Origin of the sequence: Paraburkholderia sp. ZP32-5 (genome assembly GCF_021390495.1) — a bacterium.
Lineage (GTDB): Bacteria > Pseudomonadota > Gammaproteobacteria > Burkholderiales > Burkholderiaceae > Paraburkholderia.
The window spans coordinates 4,217,482-4,233,421 of the sequence record NZ_JAJEJP010000001.1 but is presented as its reverse complement, the minus strand read 5'-3'; the positions used below and the strand labels follow the sequence as shown (position 1 = coordinate 4,233,421).

The 15,940-nt window shown below is 64.6% G+C and carries 10 protein-coding genes; 4 read left to right on the top strand and 6 right to left on the bottom strand.

The window, feature by feature from the left end; translation table 11 throughout:
* Positions 1–140: 140 nt before the first annotated feature.
* On the top strand, positions 141–1,583 hold the full coding sequence (locus L0U82_RS18370; RefSeq protein WP_233832882.1) for a YeiH family protein: 1,443 nt from the start codon (positions 141–143) through the stop codon (positions 1,581–1,583).
* Positions 1,584–1,585: 2 nt separating this feature from the next.
* Positions 1,586–1,846 carry a hypothetical protein gene (locus L0U82_RS18365; protein ID WP_233833346.1) on the top strand — a complete coding sequence of 87 codons (261 nt, stop codon included), beginning with the start codon at positions 1,586–1,588 and terminating at the stop codon, positions 1,844–1,846.
* A 153-nt stretch (positions 1,847–1,999) separates the two neighbouring features.
* Here the strand turns inward: L0U82_RS18365 and L0U82_RS18360 are convergent, their stop codons facing one another.
* Positions 2,000–2,179, bottom strand: coding sequence for a hypothetical protein (locus tag L0U82_RS18360; protein ID WP_233832880.1), 180 nt, complete (start codon positions 2,177–2,179; stop codon positions 2,000–2,002).
* 323 nt (positions 2,180–2,502) lie between these two features.
* Here L0U82_RS18360 and putA point away from each other — a divergent pair, with 323 nt between their 5' ends.
* Entirely contained in the window at positions 2,503–6,432 is a 3,930-nt protein-coding gene (gene putA / locus L0U82_RS18355) for a trifunctional transcriptional regulator/proline dehydrogenase/L-glutamate gamma-semialdehyde dehydrogenase (protein ID WP_233832878.1), read from the top strand.
* Between the two features lie 85 nt (positions 6,433–6,517).
* The gene (locus tag L0U82_RS18350) at positions 6,518–7,666 is read left to right on the top strand and encodes a branched-chain amino acid ABC transporter substrate-binding protein (protein WP_233832876.1); all 1,149 of its coding nucleotides are present in this window, start codon (positions 6,518–6,520) and stop codon (positions 7,664–7,666) included.
* Between the two features lie 98 nt (positions 7,667–7,764).
* On the opposite strand, the gene L0U82_RS18345 is transcribed toward L0U82_RS18350, so the two are convergent.
* The 5 genes from L0U82_RS18345 to gcvH all read right to left on the bottom strand — a co-directional run bounded on the left by L0U82_RS18345 (position 7,765) and on the right by gcvH (position 15,892).
* Positions 7,765–9,519, bottom strand: coding sequence for a thiamine pyrophosphate-binding protein (locus L0U82_RS18345; protein WP_233832874.1), 1,755 nt, complete (start codon positions 9,517–9,519; stop codon positions 7,765–7,767).
* A gap of 252 nt (positions 9,520–9,771) precedes the next feature.
* Positions 9,772–11,160 (bottom strand): L-serine ammonia-lyase, encoded by a 1,389-nt coding sequence (locus tag L0U82_RS18340; protein ID WP_233832872.1) that lies wholly within the window; start codon positions 11,158–11,160, stop codon positions 9,772–9,774.
* A gap of 27 nt (positions 11,161–11,187) precedes the next feature.
* On the bottom strand, positions 11,188–12,318 hold the full coding sequence (locus L0U82_RS18335) for an alginate lyase family protein (RefSeq protein ID WP_233832870.1): 1,131 nt from the start codon (positions 12,316–12,318) through the stop codon (positions 11,188–11,190).
* Between the two features lie 163 nt (positions 12,319–12,481).
* A complete protein-coding gene (gene gcvP / locus L0U82_RS18330; protein WP_233832868.1) occupies positions 12,482–15,418 on the bottom strand; it encodes an aminomethyl-transferring glycine dehydrogenase in 2,937 nt (978 codons plus the stop codon).
* 93 nt (positions 15,419–15,511) lie between these two features.
* A complete protein-coding gene (gene gcvH / locus L0U82_RS18325) occupies positions 15,512–15,892 on the bottom strand; it encodes a glycine cleavage system protein GcvH (protein WP_233832866.1) in 381 nt (126 codons plus the stop codon).
* Positions 15,893–15,940 lie beyond the last annotated feature (48 nt).

The window sequence follows — 15,940 nt, the reverse complement described above, 5'->3', positions numbered from 1 at the left end:
TCTTTACGTCATATTCATAGAGCGAATGATCGTTTCGCTTTGCGCGGGCGCTCACCTATAGTCGCCAAATCGGCGCAACTTCGGGCAAAACGACAACAACTCCGCGCCGGTGCCACTCAACTTTTATCGGGGCATCCGCCATGAGCGACACCCATCACAGCGTGCCGGCGAGCGGCGCGCCCACGCAACGGCAAGGTACACAAAGCACACCCGTCACGACCACGGGCGGCGGCTTTTCGACGACCGAGGATTGGCTCGCCGCCGCCGTCGGCCTGCTCGTAATCGTGATTGCATGGGCGTTGTTTGCGTCCGGCGGCAGCATCAAATGGCTTGCCGTGGCACCAGCCAAATGGTCGAACATCGGCCAGGCCGCGCAAGACTTCAGCCGTCATTTTCCAAACTACTTCGCGCTATTTGCTGCGTTTGCGCTGCTATTCGGCGTCAGCGTCGCACTGCTCAGGCAACGCGTTGGGGCATTTCTGGCGGCATTCCTGGTGGTCTTTGTCGTCTCCGCGCTGATCCTGATACTCGGCGCGTGGGTGGATGCGTCGAAGTACAACCTCGAACCGCCGCTCGTCGCGCTGGCACTCGGGCTGATCGTGTCCAATGTGTTTACTCCGCCGGAATGGCTGGTGGCCGGCTTGCGCGTCGAGTTTTACATCAAGGTCGGCATCGTGCTGCTCGGCGCGACGTTGCCGTTCACGTTGCTCGTATGGGCGGGGCCGGTGGCGGTTGCGCAGGCCAGCATCGTGTCGCTGGTCACGTTCTTCGTGATCTTCCTCACCGCGCGGGCATTCGGGCTCGATCGGCGCTTTGCCGCCGTGCTCGGCGTGGGCGGCGCCGTATGCGGCGTGTCGGCGGCGATCGCGATTGCCGGCGCGGTACGTGCAAAGCGCGAGCAGGCGTCGGTCGCGATCACGCTCGTCGTGTTGTGGGCGATCGTGATGATCTTCGTGCTGCCATTTGCATCGCGTTCGCTCGGGCTGCCGACGGCCATCGCCGGCGCATGGATCGGCACGTCCGAATTCGCCGACGCGGCCGGCATCGCCGCCGCGCAGGCCTATGGCGATTTTGCGCGCAGCGCGGGCGGCGCGATTGCCGGAACACCGGATGCGGCGTTGCAGTCATTCACGCTGATGAAGGTGGTCGGCCGTGATATCTGGATCGGCATCTGGGCGTTCGTGCTGGCGATCGTCGCGACGACGCGCTGGGAAGCGCAGGACAGCGGCGTGACCGCGCGCGCCAATGCTGGCGAGATCTGGGCGCGTTTCCCGAAGTTCGTGATCGGCTTCGTGATTGCGTCGGCTCTCGTCACGTGGATCGCGAGCCATTATTCGCTGGCCGATTACCGCAAGATCGTCACGCCCGAATTCGTCGCGCCGATCACGGTGTTGCGCACCTGGGCGTTCACTTTCTGTTTCCTCAGCATCGGCCTGACGACGCGCTTCCGCTCGTTGGCGGCGACCGGGCTGAAACCGTTCCTCGCCTTCACGGCGGGCGTCGTGGTTAATGTCGCGATTGGTTACGCGCTGTCCGCGCACGCGTTCGCGTCGTACTGGAACAGCTTGGGGCAGGGCTCGTGAAGATGCCGATGCTGAGCGGGCGCTTCTTCGCCGCCTGTGCAGCAGCCGCGCGCGGGCCGTGCTGCGCGGCTTGCCTGCATCGGGTGGAGAGTCGCGATGCGCTTGAGCAGCGCATCGCCGGCCTCACGACGTTGAGTTCGGGATTCGGGGCGAGCGTCGCCGATAGCCGGCTGTGTAGACTGCACGACCAGCTCGTGTCGCCTGGCGATTACTGCGCGCGCTTCGAGCCGCGTGCGCAGGCCGAAACCATTCCGCCGCGCTGAATCGGAGCGGCCTATGCCGCGGGCTCACGCTGCCTGCGGGTCTCATCACACCTTCGGGCATCAACGTCAGGCATCGAGCGCACAAACGGTGCGCAAGCTGTGCGCAAACAGGGCGCCATCCAGTCCGCCCCGAATACGCCACGCCCGACTACGTCAATCGTTCGCCGCGGCCCGCGTCGTATTCGCCGACGATCCACGCGATGCCGCTCGCGCGCGCCGCTCCTCTTCCTCGCGCTCCCGCTTGGCCGAGCTAGCCGTCGCCCCGCGAATGAAGAACACAGCACAGGCCGCGCACATCACCCAGATGCCCAGTATTACCAGCCACTTTTCCATCTCACCAACCCTCGAGAACCCCGTTTATCTTTTTGCGTGCCCTTAAAAACAGACGTTTGGGCCGTCCGTCGCCGTGCATCTGTATATCGGCGCGTGAAGTCGTTTGATAAGGCTTATTGAGAAAAGAATCACGCCAGGGAAAGTACCGATCGCAACCGCGCCCGGCGGGCCTCGCTCCGCCAGCCGGAAACCCCCGCCACACAAGGCTTGCCAGAGGGTGCAACCATCGTTCGAGATTGGTTGCACCTTTTTATTTGAAGGCGTACGATTCGCGAAACTTTTAGTCTTTCGCCGGGCCTGTGCCTGGTATCAAAGAAGGAAACATGGCTAGCACCACCCTTGGCGTTAAGGTCGACGACCTCCTGCGTTCCCGGCTCAAAGATGCCGCCACTCGCCTCGAGCGCACCCCCCACTGGCTGATCAAACAGGCGATCTTCGCGTACCTCGAAAAGATCGAGCACGGCCAGCTGCCCGCTGAACTGTCGGGCAACACCGGTTCGGCGGATCTCGCCGAAGGCGCGGCGGTCGAGAACGAGGAAGACGGCGCATCGCACCCGTTCCTCGATTTCGCGCAGAACGTGCAGCCGCAGTCGGTGCTGCGCGCGGCGATCACCGCCGCGTATCGCCGTCCGGAGCCGGAGTGCGTGCCGTTCCTGCTCGGTCAGGCGCGTCTGCCGGTCAATCTCGCCGGCGACGTGCAGGCGATGGCCGGCAAGCTCGTCGAGACGCTGCGCTCGAAGAGCAAGGGCGGCGGCGTCGAAGGGCTGATCCACGAATTCTCGCTGTCGAGCCAGGAAGGTGTCGCGCTGATGTGCCTCGCCGAGGCGCTGCTGCGCATCCCCGATCGCGCGACCCGCGACGCGTTGATCCGCGACAAGATCAGCAAGGGCGACTGGAAGTCGCACGTCGGCCAAGCGCCGTCGCTGTTCGTCAACGCGGCGACCTGGGGCCTGATGATCACCGGCAAGCTGGTGACGACCAATAGCGAGACGAATCTGTCGTCGGCGCTCACGCGCCTGATCGGCAAGGGCGGCGAGCCGCTGATCCGCAAGGGCGTCGACATGGCGATGCGCCTGATGGGCGAGCAGTTCGTCACCGGCGAGAACATCTCCGAAGCGCTCGCGAACAGCCGCAAATACGAGGCGCGCGGCTTCCGCTATTCGTACGACATGCTCGGCGAGGCCGCGACCACCGAGGCCGACGCGCAGCGTTACTACGCGTCGTACGAGCAGGCGATCCACGCGATCGGCAAGGCTGCCGGCGGGCGCGGCATCTACGAAGGCCCGGGCATCTCGATCAAGCTGTCGGCGCTGCATCCGCGCTACTCGCGCGCGCAGCAGGAACGCACGATGAGCGAGCTGTTGCCGCGCGTGCGCTCGCTCGCGATCCTCGCGCGCCGCTACGACATCGGCCTCAATATCGACGCCGAGGAGGCCGACCGCCTCGAACTGTCGCTCGATCTGCTCGAAGCACTGTGCTTCGATCCGGAACTGCAAGGCTGGAACGGTATCGGTTTCGTCGTACAGGCTTACCAGAAGCGTTGTCCGTTCGTGATCGACTACATCGTCGATCTGGCGCGCCGCAGCCGTCACCGCATCATGGTGCGGCTCGTGAAGGGCGCGTATTGGGACACCGAAATCAAGCGCGCGCAGGTGGACGGCCTCGAAGGCTATCCGGTCTACACGCGCAAGGTCTACACGGACGTGTCGTACCTCGCCTGCGCGAAGAAGCTGCTCGGCGCGCCGGACGCGGTGTATCCGCAGTTCGCGACGCACAACGCCCATACGCTGTCGGCGATCTATTACCTCGCCGGCAACAACTACTATCCTGGCCAGTACGAGTTCCAGTGCCTGCACGGCATGGGCGAGCCGCTGTACGAAGAGGTCACGGGCCGCGACAAGTTGAACCGTCCGTGCCGTGTGTACGCGCCGGTCGGCACGCATGAGACGCTGCTCGCGTATCTGGTGCGCCGTCTGCTCGAAAACGGCGCGAACACGTCGTTCGTCAATCGCATCGCCGACGAATCGATCGCGGTCAAGGACCTGGTCGCCGATCCGGTCGAGGAAGCGTCGAAGATCGCGCCGCTCGGCGCGCCGCACGCGCGCATTCCGTTGCCGCGCAATCTGTACGGTGCCGAGCGTCTCAATTCGATGGGCCTCGATCTGTCGAACGAACATCGGCTCGCATCGCTGTCGTCGGCGCTGCTGGCGAGCGCGCATCATCCGTGGCGCGCCGCGCCGATGCTCGCGGACGATGAGATTGCCGTGGGCGCCGGGCGCGACGTGCGTAATCCGGCCGACCAGCGCGACCTCGTCGGCACGGTCGTCGAAGCCACGGCCGAGCACGTGAGCGCTGCGCTTGGCCACGCGGTGGCCGCCGCGCCGATCTGGCAGGCGACGCCGGTCGAGGCACGCGCCGATTGCCTCGCGCGCGCCGCCGATCTGCTCGAAGCGCAAATGCATACGCTGATGGGCCTCGTCGTGCGCGAAGCGGGCAAGTCGCTCGCGAACGCGGTGTCGGAAATTCGCGAGGCGATCGACTTCCTGCGCTATTACTCGACGCAGATCCGCAACGAGTTCTCGAACGACACGCATCGGCCGCTCGGTCCGGTCGTGTGTATCAGCCCGTGGAATTTCCCGCTGGCGATTTTCATGGGCCAGGTCGCCGCCGCGCTCGCGGCCGGCAACACGGTGCTCGCGAAGCCTGCCGAGCAAACGCCGCTGATCGCCGCGCAAGCCGTGCGAATTCTGCGTGAAGCCGGCGTGCCGGCCGGCGCGGTGCAACTGCTGCCGGGCGATGGCGAAACGGTCGGCGCGGCACTGGTGGCTGATCCGCGCACGCGCGCAGTGATGTTCACCGGCTCGACCGAAGTCGCGCGTCTGATCAACAAGACACTGTCCGGCCGCCTCGATCCGGACGGCAAGCCGATTCCGCTGATCGCCGAAACCGGCGGCCAGAACGCGATGATCGTCGACTCGTCGGCGCTGGCTGAGCAGGTGGTGGCCGACGTGTTGCAATCGTCATTCGACTCCGCCGGTCAACGGTGTTCGGCGTTGCGCGTTCTTTGTCTGCAGGACGACGTCGCTGACCGCACGCTCGAAATGCTGACCGGCGCGATGCGCGAGCTTGCGCTCGGCAATCCGGACCGTCTGTCGACCGACGTCGGTCCGGTGATCGACCTCGAAGCGAAGCGCGGCATCGACACGCATATCGCGGCGATGCGCGAAAAGGGCCGCAAGGTCGAGCAACTGCCGCTGCCGGAAGGCGCGGCGCAGGGCACCTTTGTGCCGCCGACGCTGATCGAACTGGACAGCATCGACGAACTGAAGCGCGAAGTGTTCGGGCCGGTGCTGCACGTGGTGCGTTATCGCCGCAGCCAGCTCGACAAGCTGCTCGAACAGATCCGCACGACGGGTTACGGTTTGACGCTCGGCATCCATACGCGTATCGACGAAACGATCGCGCATGTGATCGGCCGCGCGCATGTGGGCAACATCTACGTGAACCGTAACGTGATCGGTGCGGTCGTCGGCGTGCAGCCGTTCGGCGGCGAAGGCTTGTCGGGCACGGGGCCGAAGGCGGGCGGCGCGCTGTATCTGCAGCGTCTGCTGGCGACGCGTCCGGCCGGTTTGCCGAAATCGCTCGCGCAGGCACTGGTGGTCGAAGCACCGCAGAGCGCGCAAAACAGCGACAATCCGGCGGCCGCGTTGACCACGCTGCGCGACTGGTTGATCGCCGAGCGCGAGGCGCAACTGGCCGCGCGCTGCGACGGCTATCTCGCGCACGTGCCGGCGGGCGCGACCGCGGTGCTGTCCGGGCCGACCGGCGAGCGCAACACGTACACGCTCGGTCCGCGCGGCACGGTGCTGTGCATCGCGTCGACCGCGAGCGGCGCGCGCGTGCAGCTGGCCGCCGCGCTTGCTACGGGAAATCGTGCGCTGTTCGAAGGCGCCGCCGGGGAACAATTGGTGTCCCAACTGCCCGCGTCGCTGAAGTCGTATGCGAGCGTGAAGAAGAACGCCGATGCGTCGTTCGATGCGGTGCTGTTCGAAGGCGATAGCGACGAACTGCTCGCGCTCGTGAAGGAAGTCGCGAAGCGTCCGGGTCCGATCGTGTCGGTGCAGGGTGTTGCAGCCGGCGCGCTCGCGAGCGGCGACGAAGACTACGCGCTCGAGCGTCTGCTGACCGAGCGCTCGGTCAGCGTGAACACGGCGGCAGCAGGCGGCAATGCAAATTTGATGACGATCGGTTGAGCCAACCTCGGCGATCGATTCAATAGAAAGGAAGCGGCACGGCGACCCCGGATCCGCTTCGTCCACACTGGTATTAGGAGAAGCTATGCAACACAAAATGAAACAGCTGGCAGGCGCAGCTCTGGTTGCGGCCATGTCGCTGACGGGGACGGCTAACGCTCAATCGACGGAAGACGTAAAGGTGGGTTTCGCGGGTCCGATGACGGGCGCTCAGGCTCACTACGGCAAGGACTTTCAGAACGGCATCGTGCTCGCGGTCGAAGAGTTCAACGCGACCAAGCCGGTGATCGGTGGCAAGCAGGTTCATATCGTGCTCGATTCGGCCGACGACCAGGCTGACCCGCGCACCGGCACGACCGTGGCGCAGAAGCTCGTGGATGACGGCATCAAGGGCATGCTCGGCCACTTCAACTCGGGCACGACGATTCCGGCGTCGCGCATTTACGCGAACGCGGGCATCCCGCAGATCGCGATGGCGACCGCACCCGAATACACGCAGCAAGGCTTCAAGACGACCTTCCGCATGATGACCTCCGACACGCAGCAAGGCTCGGTCGCTGGCGCGTTCGCGGTGAAGAACCTCGGCATGAAGAAGATCGCGATCGTCGACGACCGCACCGCGTACGGCCAGGGTCTCGCCGATCAATTCGAAAAGGCGGCGAAGGCTGCGGGCGCAACGATCGTCGATCGTGAATACACGAACGACAAGGCTGTCGATTTCAAGTCGATCCTGACCAAGCTGAAATCGGCGAACCCGGATCTGATCTACTACGGCGGCGCGGATTCGCAAGCGGCGCCGATGGTCAAGCAGATGAAGCAGCTCGGCGTGAAGGCGCCGCTGATGGGCGGCGAAATGGTTCACACGCCGACCTTCATCAAGCTCGCGGGCGACGCGGCGAACGGCACGGTGGCTTCGCTCGCCGGCCTGCCGCTCGAAGAAATGCCGGGCGGCAAGGCATACGTCGAGAAGTACAAGAAGCGCTTCAACGAAGACGTGCAGACCTACTCGCCGTACGCCTATGACGGCGCAATGGCGATGTTCACCGCGATGAAGAACGCGAACTCGACCGATCCGGCCAAGTACCTGCCGGTACTCGCGAAGACGTCGATGCCGGCCGTCACGTCCGCCAACCTCGCATACGACGAGCACGGCGATCTGAAGAACGGCGGTATCACGCTGTACAAGGTCGTCGATGGCAAGTGGACGACGCTGCAAAGCGTGGGCGGCAAGTAAGTCGTTTTGCGCGGTTTGTTTTGACGATGAAAAACCCCGCCTTGGCGGGGTTTTTTATTTGCGCTTTCCGGTGTGCGCGCTACATCAGTGGGACTGCTTCACTCCCCCCGCATCTTCCGCCCCTGCTCACGAATCTGCTCGAGTGTCGCCCCCGGCGTGCTTGCTTCCTGCGGCATGCGAATCTCGATCAGCGCCGGCAACTGCGAATTCATCGCGCGTTGCAACGCGGGCAGAAAGTCCTCGGTGTGCTGCACCGTTTCGCCGTGCGCGCCGAACGAGCGGGCAAAGGCGGCGAAATCCGGATTTGTGAGACCCGTGCCATGCACGCGATGCGGATAGTGCCGCTCCTGATGCATACGGATCGTGCCGAAGTGGCTGTTGTTGACGACGATGAAGATCACGCGCAGGTCGTATTGCATCGCGGTCGCCAGTTCCTGCGCGGCCATCATGAAGCAGCCGTCGCCGGACAGCGCGACGACCGCGCGCTGCGGATACAGTGACTTCGCCGCGAGCGCGGCCGGCACGCCGTACCCCATCGCGCCACTCGTCGGCGCAAGCTGCGAGCGGAAATGTCGATACGAAAAATGCCGATGTAGCCACGTCGCGTAGTTACCGGCGCCGTTGGTGAGAATCGCGTCTTCGGGCAATTGCGCGCGCAACTGCTGGATCACTTCGCCCATCTGTACGTTGCCGGGAATGCCGCGCGGCTTGCGCCATTCCAGATACGCGCGATGCGCTTCTTCCGCCGCGCCGCTCCACGCAAGCTGCGCGGTCGACGGCTTCATCTGCGCGAGCATCTCCGCCAGTTCCGGCATGCCGGAGACAATCGGCAGATCGGCCGCATAGACACGCCCCAACTCTTCCGCGCCTTGATGCACATGCACGAGCGTCTGCTTCGTTTTCGGAATGTCGAGCAGAGTGTAGCCGTTGGTCGTGGCTTCACCGAGACGCGGGCCGAGCGTGAGCAACAGATCGGCATCGCGGATACGTTGCGCGAGCGCGGGATTGATACCGAGACCGACATCGCCCGCATAGTTCGGGTGCTCGTTATCGAAGGTGTCCTGGAAGCGGAACGCGAGGCCGATCGGCAATTGCCAGTTTTCGATGAAGCGTCGCAGGTCCGCGCATGCGGCCGGGGTCCAGCCGCTGCCGCCCGCGATCACCATCGGCCGCTGCGCGCGTTCGAGCAAGTCGCGCAGCTTCGCGATCTGCGCGGCGGACGGCGATGCCGCCACGCGTTGATACGCGGGCGCACCAGGCACGGCATCGCACGCATCGCTCAACACGTCTTCCGGCAGCGACAGCACGACCGGACCCGGTCGCCCCGAGGTCGCGGTATGAAACGCATGGCTCAGATATTCGGGGATGCGCTTCGGGTCGTCGATCTGCGCGACCCACTTCGCCATCTGACCGAACATGCGCCGATAGTCGATTTCCTGGAATGCCTCGCGATCCAGATGCTCGCGCGCACATTGGCCGATCAGCAGGATCATCGGCGTCGAGTCCTGAAACGCGGTGTGCACGCCGATCGATGCATGTGTCGCGCCCGGTCCGCGCGTAACGAGCGCGACACCCGGTCGGCCGGTCAGCTTGCCGACCGCTTCGGCCATGTTCGCCGCGGCGGCTTCATGTCGGCAGACGACCGTTTTGATGCGTTCGGTTTCGTCGTGCAGCGAATCGAGCACGGCGAGAAAGCTTTCGCCGGGCACGCAGAAAACGCGCTCGACGCCATGCGTGAGCAACGCATCGACGACGAGACGCGCGCCCGTCGTGCGCGCGATATGGGAATCGGACGCGGAATTCAAAGCGGAATTCGAAGTGGAATTTGAAGCTGGAGCATTCGGCAGCGACATTGCGAAGAAGCCTCCTGGCAGTGCTGGTGTGCGATGGATTGAGGCCGCATCGGCGTAACGCGCGAATAGCGCATTGCGCCGCCGATGGGCGCTTCGACAGCTTACGCCGGGCACGTGGGCGCTGTCACGGCGCAGCGCAGCGGTGGCGCGTGTCAACGCCACATCAATTGCAAGACGCGCAGCTGCGCAAACAAAAACGCGGACCTCATAGCCCGCGTCCTCACTACATCAATCAAACATCGCGCTCGCCACTCAACACTCGACGATATTCACCGCGAGCCCGCCGCGCGATGTTTCCTTGTATTTCGTCTTCATATCCGCCCCGGTTTCGCGCATCGTCTTGATCACCGAATCGAGCGACACGTAGTGGCTGCCGTCGCCGCGCAACGCCATGCGCGCGGCATTGACCGCTTTCACCGACGCCATCGCGTTGCGCTCGATGCACGGAATCTGCACCATGCCGCCGACCGGATCGCAGGTGAGCCCGAGGTTGTGTTCCATGCCTATTTCCGCGGCGTTTTCGACCTGCTTCGGCGTGCCGCCCATCACCGCGGCGAGCGCGCCTGCCGCCATCGAGCAGGCCACGCCCACTTCGCCCTGGCAACCCACTTCCGCGCCGGAAATCGACGCGTTCAGCTTGTACAGAATGCCGATCGCCGCAGCCGTCATCAGGAAGTCGATCACGCCTTGTTCGTTCGCGCTTGGCATGAAGCGAGTGTAGTAATGCAGAACGGCCGGGATAATGCCGGCCGCGCCATTGGTCGGCGCCGTGACGACGCGCCCGCCGGCCGCGTTTTCCTCATTGACGGCGATCGCGTACAGATTGATCCAGTCGACCATCGACAGCGGATCCTGCAGCGCGCGCTCGGGATGACCGGTCAGCGCGCGATACAGTTGCGGCGCGCGCCGCTTCACCTGGAACGGCCCAGGCAAATGACCATCGGCATCGGGATTGTTGATGCCGCAGCCGCGCGCGACACACGATTGCATCACGTCCCAGATCTTCAGCAAGCCCGTGCGGGTTTCTTCGTCGGTGTGCCAGACGCGCTCGTTCTCGCACATCAGTTGCGCGATGCTTTTGCCCGTCGACTCGCACAGCGCGAGCAACTCATTGCCGCTGCGGAACGAGTGCGGCAATTGATCGACGGCGGACAGCACCTTCGTATTCGGCGCGCCGGCCGTCACGACGAAGCCGCCGCCCACCGACAGATAGGTCGCCTCGCGCAGCGTCGCGCCTTGCGCGTCGAACGCATACAGCTTCAAACCATTCGGATGCTCGGCGAGCGCCTGGCGATAAAACGAAATGTGATCTTTTTGCACGAACGGCACGTCGTGCCGGCCAAGCAGCGCGAGTTTGCGCGACGCGCGCACCGCGTCGAGCCGTTGCGAAATGGTTTCCGGATCGACGGTGTCGGGCGCGTCGCCCATCAGACCGAGCATCACGCCGCGATCAGTGCCGTGTCCCTTGCCCGTCGCGCCGAGCGAACCGTACAGATCGACTTTCACCGATGCGACCGTCTCGAGCAGCCCGTCGCGATCGAGTCCCTGAACGAACATCAGCGCCGCGCGCATCGGCCCGACCGTGTGCGAGCTCGACGGACCAATGCCGATTTTGAAGAGATCGAAGACGCTGACTGCCATGTACTGCTCCCTGCCGATAAAAAGAGTTTAGCGCGCCGGCAGCGGCAGGCAGACGGCGAGCCACGCGGGCGGCGTCTGCGCGAGCTGCAGCGCGACTGGCGTAAAGCGTCCGTCGAGACGCGCCGCCAGGTGAAACAGTTCCGTCGCGTTCTTCGGGTCCCACTGACCCGAATAGCCGGGCAAGCCGGCCTCGCGGCGTTTTGCATCGAACGGAACGCTCGAATGCACGAATTCCTGATGCGTCTGGCTGCCGGTCGCAAACGGCTTGAGCCAGTTCAGCGCAGCGAGCAGCGTCGCACCGTTCGCGCCTTTCTCCTGCAGCCAGTTGCGGTTGTGGCGGCGCGCGGCGAGCGCGGCCGTCACGAGCGGCTGCAGGTCGTAAGTCACATAATGCAGCGCGTCGCGCTCGCTGAAGTCGATCGTGGAGCCGTCCGGCGCGATGTTGTCGCCGATATGCTCGATAAACAGCCGCTGCGCGGTGTTGATCATCTTGCGATTGTCGAGCGTGAACGCGGCCATCGCGATCAGCTTGATGCGGTGACTTTGCCAATTGTTGCGGAACGTGCCGGTGAGCGGCCGCGGCTGCGCGTCGATCTGCGCGATATAGCCAGTGGCGAGCTTCGTCAGAAAGGCCATCGACGCGTTGCGCGTTTTGACGGGCAATGCGCTCGCGGTCATGTCATACGCGAGGATCAGCCCCTCGAAATGCGTTTCGTCGATCGGATTGAAGCTCGGCTGATACGTGGTGACCCAGGCGTACAGCAGGCGATCGACGAGTTTCAGAAAACGATCGTCGCTGGTGGCGCGCCACGCGAGCGCGGCGTCGCGCAGCAGATCGAGATCCTTTTCCGCGTCGACGCTCTGGTCGTAGATGCCTTCGTGCGGCAGCGTGCCCTCGGTGTGCAGCTTCGCGAGCGCATGCGGTTGCTCGTTCAGATGAGCTTGCACGTTGCTGACGAGCGCCTTGACGCCGGGGTCGGCATTGGTGCGCTCGCTGGTTTGCAACGCGGGCGCCGCGCAGAAATTCATCGCCGCGTGAGCCTGCCGCAGCGGCAGCAACATCGCCGCGCCGGCCAGCAGCACCGCATAAGCGGACCGCCATGGACGGGCCGATGCAGTTTCGGCCGGGCTTTGCATCAATCGCACCTGTCGCGCCATGCGGAACTCCTCGTTAGGCTGATTCGGTGTGTGATGTTAGCCGTTTGCGACCGTGAACGACAGGACCGCTGAATCCGATAGCGCGGTGTCGCGCGCATCGCCGTGCCGCCTGCTTTGGCGTGTCGCCGCCGTGACAGGTGATGGGCGATGCGCGTCGCGCTTCTTATTCGTAATCCGCGATCGGCACGCAGGAGCAGAACAGATTGCGGTCGCCATACACGTTGTCCGCGCGGCCGACCGGCGGCCAGTACTTGTTCGCGATCAGCGTCTTCAGCGGATACGCGGCGGCTTCGCGCGAGTACGCATGCTTCCAGTCGTCGGCGACCACCACCGCCGCCGTATGCGGCGCGTGCTTCAGCGGGTTGTCTTCGCGATCGGCACGGCCTTCCTCGACCGCGCGGATTTCGTCGCGGATCGCAATCATCGCTTCGATGAAGCGGTCGAGCTCTTCCTTCGACTCCGATTCGGTCGGCTCGACCATCAGCGTGCCCGGTACCGGGAAGCTCATCGTCGGCGCGTGGAAGCCGTAGTCGGCGAGGCGCTTGGCGACGTCGTCGACGGTGATGCCGCTGGTTTCCTTGATCGGACGCAGATCGAGAATGCACTCGTGCGCGACTAGGCCGCCGGGGCCCGAGTACAGCACCGGATAGTGCGGCGCGAGCTTGTTGGCGACGTAGTTCGCGTTGAGAATCGCGGTTTCGGTCGCGGCGGTCAGGTTCTTCGCGCCCATCATCGCGATGTACATCCACGAGATCGGCAGGATCGACGCCGAGCCGTACGGCGCGGCCGATACCGCGCCAATGCCGCTGTCCGCGCGCGTGTAACCCGACGAAGTCTGGTTCGGCAGGAACTGCGCAAGGTGCGCGCCGACCGCGACCGGACCGACGCCCGGTCCGCCGCCACCGTGCGGAATGCAGAAGGTCTTGTGCAGGTTCAGGTGCGATACGTCGCCGCCGAACTGACCCGGTGCGCACAGACCCACCATCGCGTTCATGTTCGCGCCGTCCACGTAGACCTGGCCGCCGTGCGCATGCACGATTTCGCAGATTTCACGCACGTTCGCTTCGAACACGCCATGCGTGGACGGATACGTGATCATGATCGCCGCGAGTTTGTCCGCGTGCTGCGCGGCCTTCTTCTTCAGGTCTTCGGTATCGACGTTGCCTTGCGCGTCGCATGCAACGACGACGACCTGCATGCCGGCCATCTGCGCGGACGCCGGGTTCGTGCCGTGCGCCGAAGCCGGGATCAGGCAGACATTGCGATGCGCTTCGCCGCGCGACGCGTGATACGCGTGGATGATCAACAGACCCGCGTACTCGCCCTGCGAGCCCGCGTTCGGCTGCAGCGACACCGCCGCATAGCCGGTCGCGGCGACCAGCATTTCTTCGAGCTGATCGATCATTTCGCGGTAGCCGACGGTTTGCTCGGCCGGCGCGAACGGATGGATCTGACCGAATTCGGGCCACGTGACCGGCAGCATTTCCGACGTCGCGTTCAGCTTCATCGTGCATGAGCCGAGCGGGATCATCGAGCGGTCGAGTGCGAGATCTTTATCCGCGAGGCTGCGCAGATAGCGCAGCATTTCCGTCTCCGAATGGTGACGGTTGAACACGTGATGCGTCAGATACGCGCTCGTGCGTTCGAGCGCGGCCGGCACCGATCCCACGTTCGATGCGCTCAGCGCGGCGTCGAGCGCGTCGACTTGCGGCACGTCGTTCGAGAAAGCCGCTTGCGCGAACACCGCAAGCAGGTCGGCCAGATCGTGACGCGTGGTGGTTTCGTCGATCGACAGGCCGACTTGCGTTGCGCTCACATGGCGCAGGTTGATGCCCTTCGCCGTGGCGGCATCGTGCAGTGCTTGCGTGCGCGCGCCGGTGTCGAAAGTCAGCGTGTCGAAGAAGGTTTCGTTGACGAGCTTATAGCCGAGTTGCTTCGCGCCCTCGGCGAGCAGCGCGGCGACGCGATTCACACGCAGCGCGATCGTCTTCAGGCCGCGCGGGCCGTGATAGACCGCGTACATGCTGGCCATGATCGCGAGCAGCGCCTGCGCGGTACACACGTTCGAGGTCGCCTTCTCGCGGCGGATGTGCTGTTCGCGCGTTTGCAGCGCCAGACGCAGCGCGGGGTTGCCTTGCGCGTCGACGGTCACGCCGACCAGACGACCCGGCATCTGCCGCTTGAATTCGTCGCGCACCGCGAGATACGCGGCATGCGGACCGCCGAAGCCGACCGGCACGCCGAAACGCTGCGTATTGCCGACCGCGACGTCCGCGCCCCATTCGCCCGGCGGCGTCAGCACCGTCAGCGCGAGCAGGTCGGCGGCGGCGACCACATGGCCGCCGGCCGCGTGGATCGCGTCGGTCAGCGCACGGTAGTCGCGCACGTCGCCGTTCACGCCCGGGTATTGCAGCAGCACGCCGAACGCGTTCGCATTCGCGGCTTCAGCGGCCGGGCCGACCTTCACTTCGATGCCGACCGGCGTCGCGCGCGTCTTCACCACTTCGATGGTTTGCGGCAGCACGTCATCGGCGACGAAGAACACGTTCGACTTCGGCTTGCCGACGCGTTGCAGCAGCGTCATCGCTTCGGCGGCGGCGGTCGCTTCGTCGAGAAGCGACGCATTGGAGATGGCGAGGCCGGTCAGGTCGACGATCATCTGCTGGAAGTTCAGCAGCGCTTCCAGACGGCCTTGCGAGATTTCAGGCTGATACGGCGTGTACGCGGTGTACCACGCCGGATTTTCCAGCACGTTGCGCAGGATCACCGTCGGCGTGTGGGCGTTGTAATAGCCCTGGCCGATGTAGGAGCGGAACACCTTGTTCTTGTCCGCGAGTTCGCGCAGTGCGGCGAGCGCTTCGGCTTCGCTTTTCGGTTGCGCAAACGGGCCGAGCGGCAGCGTTTCGGTGCGGCGGATCGTCTTCGGAATGACGGCGTCGATCAGGGCCGCGCGCGATGCGAAGCCGAGTGCTTCGAGCATCGCTTGCTGGTCGGCCGTGTCCGGGCCGATATGCCGTTCGGCGAAGGCGTCGTGCACTTCGAGCGCGGCGAGCGAGAGAGGAGTGCGGTTCATCAGACGATCCGGGTGTTCGAGCTTCATGGTGTTCCTGGCGATGCGGCGCGCGCTGTTTCGCGAGCGCCGCACCTGACGGTTAAAACAGAATGCGAGTCGGGCAATGACTCACGGGGTAACTCAGGCGCCGATCGACTTCTCGTACGCGCCCGCGTCGATCAGACGATCGAGCGACGCATCGGCGGCCGGCTTGATCTTGAACAGCCAGCTTTCATACGGCGTGCTGTTGACCGAGTCCGGCGAATCGGCGACAGCGGTGTTCGCTTCGATGATCTCGCCCGCGACCGGCGCGTAGATGTCGGAGGCGGCCTTCACCGATTCGATCACGGCGACGGTGTCGCCCGCGGCGACGGTTTTGCCCAGTTCCTGGACTTCGAAGAAGACGATATCGCCGAGCGCTTCCTGCGCGTGGTCGGTGATGCCGACCGTCAGCGTGCCGTCCGCTTCGGTGCGGACCCATTCGTGCGATTCGGTGTATTTCAGATCGGCCGGGATGCTCATCGGATGCTCCTATGCGGTGGGTTCGGTTTGACTTGAGTAGGGTGAGCG